The organism is Candidatus Limimorpha sp. (assembly GCF_056203535.1).
The window spans coordinates 1-14,161 of the sequence record NZ_JBADWU010000045.1 but is presented as its reverse complement, the minus strand read 5'-3'; the positions used below and the strand labels follow the sequence as shown (position 1 = coordinate 14,161).

Annotated in this window: 6 protein-coding genes and 1 pseudogene; 5 read left to right on the top strand and 2 right to left on the bottom strand. The window is 47.3% G+C overall.

Annotated elements, in window-relative coordinates:
* Positions 1 to 32 precede the first annotated feature (32 nt).
* Positions 33 to 1,757 (top strand): cell division protein FtsZ, encoded by a 1,725-nt coding sequence (gene ftsZ / locus AC06MN_RS04925; protein WP_475671243.1) that lies wholly within the window; start codon positions 33 to 35, stop codon positions 1,755 to 1,757.
* Positions 1,758 to 2,303: 546 nt separating this feature from the next.
* Here ftsZ and AC06MN_RS04920 read toward each other — a convergent pair.
* Positions 2,304 to 3,854, bottom strand: a complete 1,551-nt coding sequence (locus tag AC06MN_RS04920; protein WP_475671242.1) for an ATP-binding protein — start codon at positions 3,852 to 3,854, stop codon at positions 2,304 to 2,306.
* 990 nt (positions 3,855 to 4,844) lie between these two features.
* On the opposite strand from AC06MN_RS04920, the gene AC06MN_RS04915 reads away from it, so the two are divergent.
* The 4 genes from AC06MN_RS04915 (at position 4,845) to AC06MN_RS04900 (ending at position 13,328) form a co-directional block, all read left to right on the top strand.
* Positions 4,845 to 9,518, top strand: a complete 4,674-nt coding sequence (locus tag AC06MN_RS04915; protein ID WP_475671241.1) for an InlB B-repeat-containing protein — start codon at positions 4,845 to 4,847, stop codon at positions 9,516 to 9,518.
* Positions 9,519 to 9,618: 100 nt separating this feature from the next.
* Complete coding sequence (locus AC06MN_RS04910) at positions 9,619 to 9,894, top strand: hypothetical protein (RefSeq protein WP_475671240.1); 276 nt, start codon at positions 9,619 to 9,621, stop codon at positions 9,892 to 9,894.
* A gap of 266 nt (positions 9,895 to 10,160) precedes the next feature.
* Positions 10,161 to 12,827, top strand: a complete 2,667-nt coding sequence (locus AC06MN_RS04905) for a transglutaminase-like domain-containing protein (protein ID WP_475671239.1) — start codon at positions 10,161 to 10,163, stop codon at positions 12,825 to 12,827.
* Positions 12,828 to 13,124: 297 nt separating this feature from the next.
* Positions 13,125 to 13,328: a hypothetical protein gene (locus AC06MN_RS04900; RefSeq protein WP_475671238.1), complete on the top strand. Its 204-nt coding sequence runs from the start codon at positions 13,125 to 13,127 to the stop codon at positions 13,326 to 13,328.
* Positions 13,329 to 13,563: 235 nt separating this feature from the next.
* Here AC06MN_RS04900 and AC06MN_RS04895 read toward each other — a convergent pair.
* Positions 13,564 to 14,049: pseudogene (locus tag AC06MN_RS04895) on the bottom strand (DNA/RNA non-specific endonuclease).
* Positions 14,050 to 14,161 lie beyond the last annotated feature (112 nt).

The window sequence follows — 14,161 nt, the reverse complement described above, 5'->3', positions numbered from 1 at the left end:
GAATTTTTACAAACGATCAAAACACGGACAACATGAACGAAATGTTTAGACCAATAACACAGGACAGACCGAACTACATCAAGGTCATCGGTGTGGGTGGCGGAGGCGGCAACGCGGTCAACCACATGATGGAAGAAGGCATTCAAGGCGTGGATTTCATACTCTGCAACACCGACCACCAGGCTTTGATGAGAAGCAATGTCCAGAATAGGGTTCACCTTGGCGAGCGCGAGTTGGGTGCCGGAAACGACCCGAACATAGGCCGCCAAGCCGCTGAAACCAGCAAAGACGAAATCAACGCACTGTTAGACGAAAACACGAAGATGCTTTTCGTCACGGCAGGAATGGGCGGCGGCACCGGCACTGGTGCTGCACCTGTAGTAGCCAAACTTGCCAAGGAAAAAGGCATTCTCACCGTCGGCATCGTCACCATGCCAATGGAACGCGAAGGCCGTCGCCGCAAAATGCAGGCCCAAGCCGGCATCGAGGAACTGCGCAAGTGCGTCGACACCCTGATTCTCATAAGCACCGACAAGTTGCGCGACCAATACGGCGACATGAAGCTCTCCGAAGCTTTCCGCAAGGCCGACGACGTGCTCACCACAGCCGCCAAAGGCATTGCCGAAATCATCACCGTGCCGGGTTATGTCAACGTCGACTTTGAAGATGTCACGACCGTCATGCGCGACAGCGGCAAAGCCATCATGGGTTCAGGCAAAGCCGAAGGCGAAGGCCGTGCCGAGAAAGCCATCAAGGCTGCCATCAACTCTCCTCTGCTCAACGATTCCGACATTGAAGGCGCCAAGAACGTGTTGCTTTACATCACATCGGGCACCAACGAAGTCTCACTCGACGAAGTGGACGAAATCCTTGCCATAGCCACCGACGCCTGCGGCAACACCTGCGACGTGATTTGGGGTAACGGCACCGACGAAAGCATCGGCGAAGCCCTCGTAGTCACATTGATTGCCACAGGCTTCAATCACGATGCAAGTGAAAACACTTCTGCAAGTTATTACGGCCAGGCCTCGCGCAGCAATAGCGATTCACGCCCGACAACACGCAAAAGATACGACCTCAACGGCAATGTGATTCCAGAACAAGAAACAGTCGAAAAGCCGCAAATGCAGGAAACGAAGGTGCAGCAACCTATTGCAACAGCCGAAACACAGCCTGTCAAGCAAGAAGTTGTCGAGCCAAAGGCAGAAATCGTCGAAAAGAAAGAGGAAATCAAGCCACAGGAAGAGAAAAAGCCTATCGTCCATAGCCTGAATGAAGACTTAGGCTTCGATTTCACTCCTGCCGAACCTGTTTTCCAGCCCGTCAAGGAACCTGCAACCGAGCCAGTCGCACCAGCTCCTGCAAAGGTTTTCAATGGCGAAGAAAGCAAATCAACCGTGAAACACTTCGACAATCCTTTCTTAGAAGACAACGATAACGACGGCTTTGAAATCACTTCGAGAGTCATCACACACGAGGAATTAGAGACAAAACATGCCGTGAAAATGGATGTCATCACTTTAGAAGAGTCGAAAAAGGCCGTCGATCCCAAAGATGAGCTTAGAAAGCAACGCATGAGAGCTTTAAGCATGAATTTCAGGACACCAAAAGGATTGGAAGAACTGGAAAACCAGCCCGCCTACATGCGCCGCAACATCGACATCAGCACCAACGCCGGAAACGACCTTTCTCACTATGCAAGTTCAAAAAACGGCTTGAGTTCGGAAAACTCCTTCCTGCACGACAATGTAGACTAAGGTTTCAGTTTAATGGTTATCATCGAGGCCGATTGTGCAGCTCTCGGTCGGCCTCTTTGTATTTGTTTCAGAGCTATATTTATTCGTTGGCATCGATTTCATAAACCGCGATGCCAACTGGCAGAACGTGAAAGAAAGTAATTAAGGCGGCTCAAAAAAAGCCTGTTCCGCCAAGGCGGTAGAAAGTAAATCAGAGCCGCTCTACATTAGCGGCGACTGATTCATGAGGAGCAAGCTCCGAACTAAATTCGGAGTAAATTTTAGAGTAAATTTAAAGTAAATTTCTTTTCTGGTTCCAGCCAATCAGTGAAATTGATGCGCTTTGTTCCCTGCGCTCCCTGAGCTTGTCGAAGGGACTTGTCGAAGGGCGCATTCAAAAATTTATCTGTGTAATCTGGAAATCTGTAGTTTATTGAAATTCAATGTAATCCGTGTAATCTGCGGTTCAAAAAAACCTCTGCGGGAATCAGCGTTATCTGCGGGAGAAATAAATTGCAGTTTGTTAAAAATCAGCGTAATCTGTGTAATCTGCGGTTCGTCAAGAACTCACGCCACAACCCACCTGTCAATGTTACGACAAGCCGTGCTGAAGTTCACGCCCACCTTCACGATGCTGCGCCCGTCGCTCATGAATGGTTCAGCATAGCCCTTTTCATTAATCTGCGCCAAGGCCTCTTCCGCCGACTTGTTGAACTTGAATTCAAAAATGTAGATGTAGTCCTTCGTCTTGACGGTCATGTCCATGCGGCCCTTGTTGGTGTGTTCCTCAATCTCGACGTAGTAACCGCACAAAGCGGTGAGGATGAACATCACGCTCTGGAAATGGCGTTCCTGCTGAGGCTCCAGCTCGTAAGGACAGGCACTCAAAACCGACTGCATGCGTTCCATGAAGCCCTCAATGTCCCCCTCCCGCAGCGAGCGCACGAAACGGCTGATTTCGAAACCCGACTTGCCCTGCACCGTGTTGGCATAGTAGGGCATGAGGTATTTCAGGAATCCCTGCTTGACCTCACGGTTCGGAAAGCCAAGACGGTACAGCTCAAAGTCAGGGTCATAGCCCTTGATGGTCAGGTAGCCGCTCTGGTAGATGACGGGAATCGGGTTGGTCGAGGCGATGTCCACGCTGTTCAGCGTATCGGCATCAGGTTCCTCATGCTCTAAGTCTGGCAGAACATAATCATGCCGCTTGAGCAGTTCCATGAGATAGGTCGGTGTGCCCGTCTCGAACCAATAATAATCAATTCTCCGGTTGGCAAAAGCATTGAGTAGACTGAAAGGGTTATAGATTCCAGGCAAATCCTCCTCGCAGAAATGATAGCCGTCGTAGTTTTCGCGCAATGCCGCGTAGGTTTCCTCGGCCGTCATTTTCTGTGCATCGGCAAGTTCCGACACTTCCGTTTCAAAATTTGCGCGAAGTTCCGTTTCGGTGATGCCGCAGATGTCGAAATATTGCGGCAGCATGGATATGTCGCGCAGATTGTTCAAGTCGCTGAAGACACTCACCTTGCCAAACTTGGTGACACCTGTAAGAAAAGCAAAGCGTATGCAGCCGTCCATCGACTTCAAGGCGCCGTAAAAGCCTTTCAGCGTGGCGCGGTAGGCCTCCTGAAGCTCAGTGTTGCCGATGGCCTGAAGCATCGGCTTGTCGTACTCGTCGACCAGTATCACCACCTGACGGCCTGTCTTCTCGTAGGCGCGGCGGATGATGCCTTGAAATCTGCGTCCTATAGCGGATTCCGATTCATCCTTGCCGTAGATGCGTTCCCATTTTGTAACCTCTTCATCAAGGAGTGTGCTGAGTGCTTCCGGCGAGTCATATTTCTGGGTGTTCAAATCCAGGTGCAGCACAGGGTATTCCGTCCAGTCGTGTTCCAGTTCCGCAATGGCGAGGCCGTTGAAAAGCTCGCGCTTGCCTAAGAAGTACGACTCAAAGGTGTTCAGCAGCAGGCTTTTGCCGAATCTTCGCGGACGCGACAGGAAATAATACTTGCCTTCGGTAACCAATTTGTAAACGATAGCAGTCTTGTCCACATATTTGAATCCCTTGTTCCTCAAGTCCTCAAAGCTCTGTATCCCGATTGGCAGTTTCTGTCCCATAACCGTTGCTGTTTTTTGCTGTTTGAAATGCAAAAGTAGAAATTATTTGTCTTTTGGAAACAAATCTCACAAAAATCCTTTCACTAATCTTTGCTTCCTACCGTCCGCCACTTCCTAATCGGAATTACAGAATCTTCCGGAGCCGCTTGTGCGGTTATGTTCAGAACACGGATAACACAGATCTTACGGACGGATATTTGGCGGGCAAAACATTTCCGTGCCAATCCGTTCAATCCGTGTTCAGTTTAAAGTAGTTGAAAATCCTCTGCGGGAATCAGCGTTATCTGCGGTTTTTCTTGACTTCACGTATCGCGCGTATCTTTTATCAATTTATCGTCAGCCCATCTGTCAATTTATGCGCAAGGCGAATTTATAATTTCTGTGTAATCTGTAAAATCTGTAGTTTATTGAAAATCAGCGCAATCTGTGTAATCTGTGGTTCTAAAAACCTCTGCGGGAATCAGCGTTATCTGCGGGAGAAAAAATTGTAGTTAGCTAAAATCAGCGTAATCTGCGGTTCAAAAAAATCCAATCCGTTCAATCCGTGTTCAGTTTAAAATGTTTTTTACCAATTTTTTTACTTTTTTTCCAAACCTATCCTAAATAATTCTATATTTGCGTGTTAATTATGCCGTTTTGGGCGCATTATGCCCGTTTCGGCACAGGTTTTTGTATGGCAAACACGAATTTAAACAATAATAAATCAATAAGTTAAACAATTAAAATCAAACAAAAAAAATGACACGGAAATTTACATTTCTACTCATGGCGCTCTTGGCGCTTGCCGGCTTTAAGAGCTGGGGACAAACAGAAATCCCGATTGGAACAGGCACGAATTCCAATTCTAATGCGCCATTCCACGCCTTTTACAACTATTCATACTCTCAAATGCTGTATTTGGGAAGTGAAATTGGAACAAGCGGCACAATCAATTCCATTAGCTTTAATGTTAGTAATAACAGCTCTACAACAGTAAATTTGAATATTTACATGAAGTGTGTTGACCGCGATTCTTATTCAAATAAAAGCGATTGGGAACCTGTCACCAACGGAGATTTGGTTTGCAACACAGGTACCGTTAGTTTTGGCCAAGGATGGGTTACCTTTACACTTGATACGCCTTTCCAGTATGACAGTTCCAAAAACCTAATGATTGCTGTCGACAACAACTATGGGCATTATTCTAGTTCATATGCTACTTTTAAATACACATCAACATCACCTAAATACACTTGCATTTATCAATACTCAGATGGTACTAATGTTGATCCAATGAATCCTTCGGCTGGTAATAGTTACACTGCAGAACGTCCGAACATAATCATAAACATTACTGAAAGCGGTTCTTGTCCGAAGCCAAAGGATTTGGCTGTTTCCAACATCACCGCAACAGGTGCCACCATAAGCTGGACTGGTTCTGCCGAAAGCTACGATGTCGCATGCGGTGCTGCTTCTACCTTCGATTTGAATAATTCTTCAACCTACACACTGCAAAGCGGCCTCACCGCAACAAGCGTGACGCTCTCTGGCCTCATCGCCGAAACCGAATACAAGTGCGCAGTTAAGGCTCATTGCAGTGATGAAGAAGAAAGCGCATGGAGCGATGTTGTTAGCTTTATGCCAACTGCAACTAAGGTTTTGACCGTATGTGATGGAAACAATACGAATGCAAGGATACCTATTTACGGAGGTTATGCTGATAGTGACTATAAATCACAATTCATTTTTCCTGCGCAGTATTTGGAATCCATGCAAGGCGGAATCATTAAGAGCATGACATTTTATGCACAACAAGCGAATGTGAATATTCCAGGAACTTGGAGCGTTTATTTAAGTGAAGTCGATGGCACAACGCTTTCGGGACTTAATGATTGGGATGACTTGGAAAATGTTGTTGAAGGGCAAACAATGACAATATCAGGCAGCAAATTAACCGTGAATTTCCCCACACCTTTCGAATATAATGGCGGCAACCTGCTGATTGGATTCAATGAAACAGAGTCTGGTAGTTATACTGATACATATTGGTATGGTGTTAACCAATCAACCAACACGGCTTACTATCGGTATTTTTATTTTTCCGAATCAACTGGTCCGATTCAATTCCTTCCAAAGACCACTTTTGCCTATGAAGATGGTGCAGAAAAATTTGCCATCACTCTCACTCAGCCAGAGGATGCAGCAGTCGGCACAATCTCAGCAGACTATGAACAGGCTGCCGCTGGCACCACTGTCACTCTGTCAACTCACTTCAATTTAGGCTACACCTTGGATCAATTCTGGGTCGATGGAGAACCGATTGTGGGCAACACCTTCGAAATGCCTGAACACGACGTTACCGTGTCTGTCACATACAACACCCTTGATATGTATGACATTACTTTCGATTCTGAAATTGATGACGACATCATCAGCGTTTCGGCCACCTACAACGGTGAACCTGTCGCAGCGGCTCCTGCTGGAACAGAAATCACGCTCAGTTACAGCAATCTCGATGAAGGCTACACATTCAATTACTGGACACTCGACGGTGTAATACTGCCAGGAAACACATTTGAAATGCCAGAAGGAAATGTTGAAATTGGCGTCGACCTCACCGAACGTGAACGCTATGACGTAACCATCGACTCCGACGTTCAGGACTACATCACCGCCAACCCAAGCAGCGACATTCTGGACGGCACCACCGTCACACTGACCATCAGCCCTGCCACAGGCTACGTCCTGACAGAACTTCACGTGTTGGACGAAGGTGAAAATGAGCAAGACGTCACTATCAACCCTGAAAACTCCAACATCCGCACCTTCATCATGCCGGAAAGCAATGTCACGGTTTCGGCTGTGTTCTCACCTGTTTACAACATAAGCATCGACATGGCACTTGTCGGCGGCAGCATCTCCCAGATGAGCACCCAAGGCACACTCACCGCCTATCCTGCCGGAACACAAGTTTTCCTTTTCGCAAATCCTGATGAAGACTACAGCTTTGTGGAAAACTCATTCATCGTTATAAGATCCGACGGCGAGATAGGTCCTACCGTCACCTATACGAATATGATGTATTCATTCATTATGCCGGAAAGCAATGTCACCGTTTCAGCTACCTTCAATAAGACAGCTTTCGCAGTTTCGCAAGTCATCACACCTACGTATAGTGGTTCATTCTCTGTCAGCAAGACCGCGCATGTCGGAATTGGCGAAACCGTCACCCTTTCTTACTTCAATGCTTACGAGGGTTATTATTTCGACTTTGAAGATGTCAATTCACTTGTCGTGAAACGCAATGATAACCAGGAAACTGTGGAAGTCAACAACTATGGCAACATTTACCAGTTCGCTATGCCGACTTCCGATGTCACCGTTACCGCAACATTCAAGGAACTTCCGCGCTACAGCGTTTTTGTCGGCGATGTGGTGAACGGTGCCATCTACCTTGATAATCCATACCAGGACATTTTGGCTGGCGCTATTGTTTATTTCGAAGTAGAGCCTGAAACAGGCTACACGCTCGAAAGCATTATAGTTACACCGGAAGAAGGTAATCCTTTCGAACCGACCCAACAATATTGGTTCTATTATTTCACAATGCCTTCAAGCAACGTAACTATTTCGGCTACATTCCGTCAACTTCAATCCTACACCATTAATTATTATGTGAATGACCAACTCGACAGAACCATGCAGTGCCAGGAAGACCGTTTCGTCAACAACGACGGTCCGCAAAACGTTGCCGTTCCTGCAGGAACGTCATTCGAAGGCTGGGGTGTTGCTGAAATCGGCACATACACCACCGAAAAGCCAGCCGTCTTAGGCAATGCGGAACAACCGACACAGAACTATGACCTTTATGCAGTGCTCAGCTACACTGAAAGCGTGCCTGCCGCTAAGGGTGGCGAAACTTGGAAGAAAGTGAATAGCACAACAGAATTGAGTGCTGGCGATGAAATCGTATTAGTGTACGATAATTATGTTATGGGTGGATTATGGAGTACAGATTATCACATGTATGAAGTTAGTATTGCGGATAACGAAATCTCTAATTTACCATCAAATGCAAATATTTTAACTTTAGCAGCGTCTGGAAGCAATTGGAAACTGCAATACTATGAAAGTGAAATAAGCAGCACAACCACATTATCTTATAATACTGGTAACTTTTTGGGCTATTATGGCCAATGGGGAAGCTGGGGATATAGTTCTTATGATGAATGGACAGCGGTTGAATCTTCAGGTATAATGTTTTACAATACTTACAATTATCAGTACATCGGGAAATATGATTATGGAGATTGGATTACAGTTGTAAACAATGCAAACTCAGCTTGCAAAGCCTACAAGAAAAGTGCATCTGTCATCACCAACACCTACTACATGACATCAGTCCTCACTGGAGGTACAGTTGCCGATGCTACAGTTAAGAACATCATCGTTGCCAGCCCAATCACCGTCAGCGGCAGACTTGAAATGAATGAAGGCGGTCTCTTCAGAAATGAAAACACTGCCAACTTCGTGTTCGCCAATGGCGCAGAGTTCTACTACACTGGTGAAGAAACCGTCTTGGCTACCTTCCAAAAGAGCATCACAGGCTACACTGGCGATAATGACAACTATTATCTCATCGCCAACCCAACCAATGAAACAACCGTTACCAACCTTACCAGCAATGACTTTGACCTCTACACCTTTGATGGTGCTCAAGAAGTTGAATGGCGTAACGCTAAAGAGGATGATAATTTCGAAGTGGAAAGAGGAACTGGTTACCTCTATGCTAACAGCGAAACTGTCACCCTCGGTTTCGCCGGCGAACTCACTCCTGCTGGTTCAACCGACGTGGTTCTTGTCTACGCTGGAGCTGGTGATGGCATCGACTTCCCAGGCTTCAACCTCATCGGCAACCCATACGCTTGCAACGCTTACGTCGGCAAGTCATTCTATGTGATTCAAGGCACCGAACTTACTCTTAGCGAAAACGCTTACGTCGCTCCTTGCGAAGGCTTCTTCGTTGAAGCTGCCGAAGATGACCTGAGCGTCACCCTCAGCACGACAGTTCCAGCACCAACCAGCTTGTTGAGCCTCACCGTCAGCCAGAACCGTGGCAATGTCATCGACCGCGCCATCGTCCGTTTCGACGGTGCCAACGACTTGCACAAGTTCATGCTCAACCCTGACCACACCAACATCCGCTTGGCTAAGCACGGCGAAGAATTTGCAGCCATCAGCAGCGAAGCCGAAGGCGAAATCCCGGTCAGCTTCAAGGCCGAAAAGAACGGCAGCTACACCATCACCGTCAACACCGAGAACGTGAATGCACACTACATCCACCTCATCGATAACCTCACCGGCGCCGATGTCGACCTGCTCAGCACACCAAGCTACACCTTCAACGCTTCGACAAGCGACTACGCTTACCGCTTCAAGCTCGTGTTCAGCATGACGGGTGTCGAAGAAAACGGAAGCAACGCCAACAGCTACGCTTACATCAACAACGGCAACCTCGTCATCGACCACATCGAAGGCGAAGCCACCATGCAGATCGTCGATATGCTCGGCCGCGTGGTCAGCACCGAAATCGTCAGCGGCAGCTACAACAAGGCCCTGAACCTGAAGGCTGGTTTGTACATCATCAACCTCAACGGCATGACACAGAAGATTGTTGTTAAATAAATGGAATACGAGACGCGAGGCTTCGGGGTCACGAGACCTCGAGACCTCCCAGCCTCGGAAACCAAATAAATTAAAGTTGAACAAATAAATACGAAATAAAATGAAGAAATTAGTTTTGACAATCGCAATCGTCCTCGGAATGACATTCGGTGCTTCAGCACAGTATTTCGGCGACAACGGCCAGCCACAAGGCGGCGGTCTCTTTGGTCGTGGCGAAACCCCAGAAACCAGCATGAACACACTTGGTGGTTCTGGGACTCCGTTACTTCCAATCCACGGACAAAACGAAAACCAGGATGCTCCACTTGGCGGCGGTGCCCTGCTGCTTATCGGCATGGGCGCAGCCTACGCATTGGCCAAGAAGAACAGAAAGTAAACAATATGTCATCATATTGTTGGGCTTCGTGTAAGAGGGAAAGACGGTCTTCGGACCGTCTTTTCTAATTCTACTCACGCCTTGCCGCAATTCCCCAAACAGCATAGATTCATGTCTGATTTATGACAGATTTGCGTCCAAAAAGCCAACATTTTCATTGCAATAATCTTGAAAAGATGTAAATTCGCGACCTTAATAATCTTGAAAAGCTGAATAGCGTTTATTTAAACATTAGATTTACAACAGATTAACCTATCATAAATATTATGAACAAAAAAACAATCATTTTCTTTATTTCGATTCTGCTGATTTTCGCTTCCTGCACGCAAAAGGAAACACATTTCATCAGCGATGCACAGCAACGCAACGACGTTGAAAACGATTTGAAAGCCAAGATGCAGCAACTGCCCGAAGGCGACCTGTTCAGCATTTTCGACACCGAACTAAGTCAAAAGGAGCGCGAAGCCTTACAATTTCTTTACGCTTACATGCCGCTTGGCGACATTACGGATTATTCCGGCGACTATTACAAAGAGAATGTCGACCTTTCTTTCAAGGCGAAGGAAGAAATGCCTTGGGGAAACGACATTCCTGAACGCGAATTCAACCATTTTGTGCTGCCCGTGCGCACCAACAACGAAAACCTCGACGATTTCCGCGCCACCTATTACGAGGAATTGAAAGCCCGCGTACAAAACTTGAGCCTCTACGACGCCATTCTCGAAGTGAACCATTGGTGCCACGAAAAAGCCAACTACAAAGGCAGCGACGTGCGCACCAGTTCGCCGATGGCAACCGTGAAGACCTCTTGGGGACGCTGCGGCGAAGAATCGACTTTATTGGTGGCGGCATTGCGCACGGTTTGCATTCCGGCACGGCAAGTCTACACGCCACGCTGGGCGCATTGCGACGACAACCACGCCTGGGTGGAAGCCTGGGTCGATGGCAACTGGCATTTCCTCGGTGCTTGCGAACCCGAGCCTGTCCTCGACTTGGGTTGGTTCAACGAGCCTGCTTCGCGTGCCTTGCTGCTCCACACCCGCGTCTTTGGCCGCTATTACGGTCCGGAAGAAGTGATTGAACGCACCGAAAACCACACCGAAATCAACGTGGTTGACAACTATGCCGAGACCGCAAAAGCCACTATCACGGTGAAAGACAAGGATGGTCAAATTGTGCCGAACATTCCGGTTGAGTTCAAGATTTACAACTATGCCGAATTTTGTACCGTCGTCACGAAAAACACCGATGAAAACGGTCAGACTTGGATAACAGGCGGTTTGGGCGACATGATGGCTTACGCAGCCAAAGACGGAATTTTCGGCTTCCAAATGATTCGTTTCGGCAAAACCGATGAAATCACCATCACCCTTGACCACGACACGAATTGCACGGAAAACTTTGAATTTGATATAGTTCCGCCAGTAGCTACGAGCATCCTTCCCGAAGTCAGCGATGAGATGCGAGCCGAAAACACAAGACGCTTTGCCGCCGAAGATTCCATTCGCAACGCCTATATCGCTAATTGCCAAGCACAGCAAGCCAACGAAGCCGAACATTTCGATTCCTTGATGGCGGAAATCCTCAACAATTCATGGGGCAACCACCAGACCATCAGCCATTTCATGAACTATGCCATCGAAAAAGGACAACAAGACAAAGCCACTGCCCTGCTCCTTGTCATTTCTGGCAAAGACCTTCGCGATGTCAATTTAGATGTGCTCATCGACCATTTGGACAATTCTTCCGAAATGCCAAAAGATGAACCATGCACTGCTATTGCTGAAAGAAGAATGCATTTCGCTCAATACATCCTAAATCCTCGCGTCAGCAACGAAATGATTACGCCTTACAGAGGAACGCTTTCACAATATTTCAATGAAACCGAGAAGCAAGAGTTTAAGGCAAATCCTGACAATCTTGTCAATTGGGTGAAACAAAACATCAACATCAAGAACGAGCTGAATGTGCGCCAGATTCCGATGTTCCCGACCGGCGTTTTGAAAGCCAAAGCCGCCGACAGCCATTCACGCGACATTTTCTTTGTAGCCATGGCACGCAGCTTGGACATTGCCGCACAAATCGACCCAGTGACGGGACAAGTGCAATATTACGACACGCAATGGCACAATGTGAATTTTGAAGCTGCCAAGTCCGCCGACAACGCAAAAGGTTTCCTCAACATCAACTACAGCATCAGCAACGGCATACAAGACCCGAAATACTACACCCATTTCAGCATCAAGAAATTCAACGGCAGCAGTTTCGACCTTCTCGCCTACGATGCCAAAGACCCAGGCATTGACGACGGCATGACCTTATCATCCTTCGACCACCCGACACCATTGGATGCCGGTTTCTACATCCTGACTTCGGGCACCCGCCTCAGCGATGGCAGTGTGCTGCAACACAGCGAATTTTTCACTATCAAGGAAGGCGAAACCACCGACATCAACCTTATTTTGCGCGAGCCAGACCAAGGCGTGAGCATCATCGGCAACTTCAATGCGGAAAACCGTTTCGACAATGCCGAAAGCAATGAAAACCAAAGCGTGCTGCAAGTCGCAGGCCGCAATTTCTATGTCCTCGGCATCCTCGACCAAGGCAGCGAGCCGACCACACACGCCATGCAAGACATTTCGGCTTTCAAAAAGGAATTCGAAGACTGCGGTCTACAAATGCTCTTCATATTCAACAACAAGGAAGACTCCGGCAAATTCAAGCTAAAGAACTTCAACGAATTGCCATCCAACATCACCTACGGTATCAACGACCGACAGATGCAAGATGAAATCATCAGCAACCTGCATTTAAGCAATGCCACGCTGCCAATATTCATCATCGCCAACTCAAACAATGAAGTGGTTTTCGTTTCGCAAGGCTACACCATCGGCTTGGGCGAACAGATGCTGAAAGTCATTGCAAAACTGTGACAAATTTGTAGTTTAACCTGTAGAGACGTAGCGTGCTACGTCTCTTATTTTTAGGCAACAATATACAATTTGACCTTTTTATAACCAAAACATACAAAACCCGCAAAATCTTTCTCTATCCGTCTTTGAATCTCGCAACCGCTCGATTCTTACCCTGCAGAGCATCGGAGGCGCGGAGCCCGAAAAACAAATACCTTCCGGACGCAGATAAGGAGAACCACGAATTTCACGAATCTACACGAAGGGGTTTTGTCAGCAAAGCTGGTTTTTATTCGTGAGGATTAGTGAGATTCGTGGTTGAAAAAAGACAATCGTGGTTACAAATCGGATTGCTGTGTCCTTGCCTACCGGACGCAAGGAAAGAACCGCGAATCGGGCGAATCAGGCGAATGTGGCCTTGCTGATACAAGTCCTTGCCTGACGGACGCTGATAAGATGAACCACGAATTGCACGAATTTACACGAAGGGGTTTTGTCAGCAAAGCTGGGTTTTATTCGTGAGGATTAGTGAGATTCGCGGTTGGAAAAAGACAATCGTGGTTACAAATTGGATTGCAGTGTTCTTTCCTGCCGGACGTTGAGAAAGAACCGCGAATCGGGCGAATGTGGCCTTGCTGATGCAAGTCCTTGCCTGACGGACGCTAATAAGATGAACCGCTATGGGTCAAAAAGTATATTATTTCCATTGTTTTTGTTTCCAACAAAATCTGGCAAGAAAAAATGGCATGTTCTCCTATCAAGGAACTATCCCAACGCCTTTCCAATATTTCCAATCAATGCTGGCTTCAACACGTTTCTCGGTCTTGTCGTCCAGATTGTGATAGAAATCGAAACCCGTCAGCAGTTCAAGTTCGTCAATGGTGCAGGCCGAGGCCGAAATATCCTGATCTTCAGGCGAATTATACAACACAAAACCGATGGCCGAATACGTCCCATTGACCGGCACCAACCAAGCCTTGAAGAATGCATCGGGCACCACTACCCTATTTTCGCCAATCGTGCCGTTTACGTTCTTACCGATAATCGGCCCAGTGACGACATACACGCGGCCATATTGCCTGGCAATGGCGCGGGTCTTCTTCTCTAAGCTATGTCATTTGCCATCGTTGAATGTGGCATCCTGTGGGCAGCAATTGGTGAAATAGAAACACTCATCCATGGCCACAGAATCCCATTTCATGTCGGCGGCAGGTGCCATGTGTCCGCGCGACCAGCATGGCAAAACTACTATTTTTGGGAGAATAATACATTTTTTGACCTAATGTGATAGATGTAAGCCGAAAAGTCGATGGCTTCACGGAAGTCGGAAGACCATCCATTTAACGTTTTAACAT

Coding starts and splice junctions, on each gene's coding strand:
- ftsZ (WP_475671243.1), top strand. CDS start 33: ATGAACGAAATGTTTAGACCAATAACACAGGACAGACCGAACTACATC.
- AC06MN_RS04915 (WP_475671241.1), top strand. CDS start 4,845: ATGAAGTGTGTTGACCGCGATTCTTATTCAAATAAAAGCGATTGGGAA.
- AC06MN_RS04905 (WP_475671239.1), top strand. CDS start 10,161: ATGAACAAAAAAACAATCATTTTCTTTATTTCGATTCTGCTGATTTTC.
- AC06MN_RS04910 (WP_475671240.1), top strand. CDS start 9,619: ATGAAGAAATTAGTTTTGACAATCGCAATCGTCCTCGGAATGACATTC.
- AC06MN_RS04920 (WP_475671242.1), bottom strand. CDS start 3,854: ATGGGACAGAAACTGCCAATCGGGATACAGAGCTTTGAGGACTTGAGG.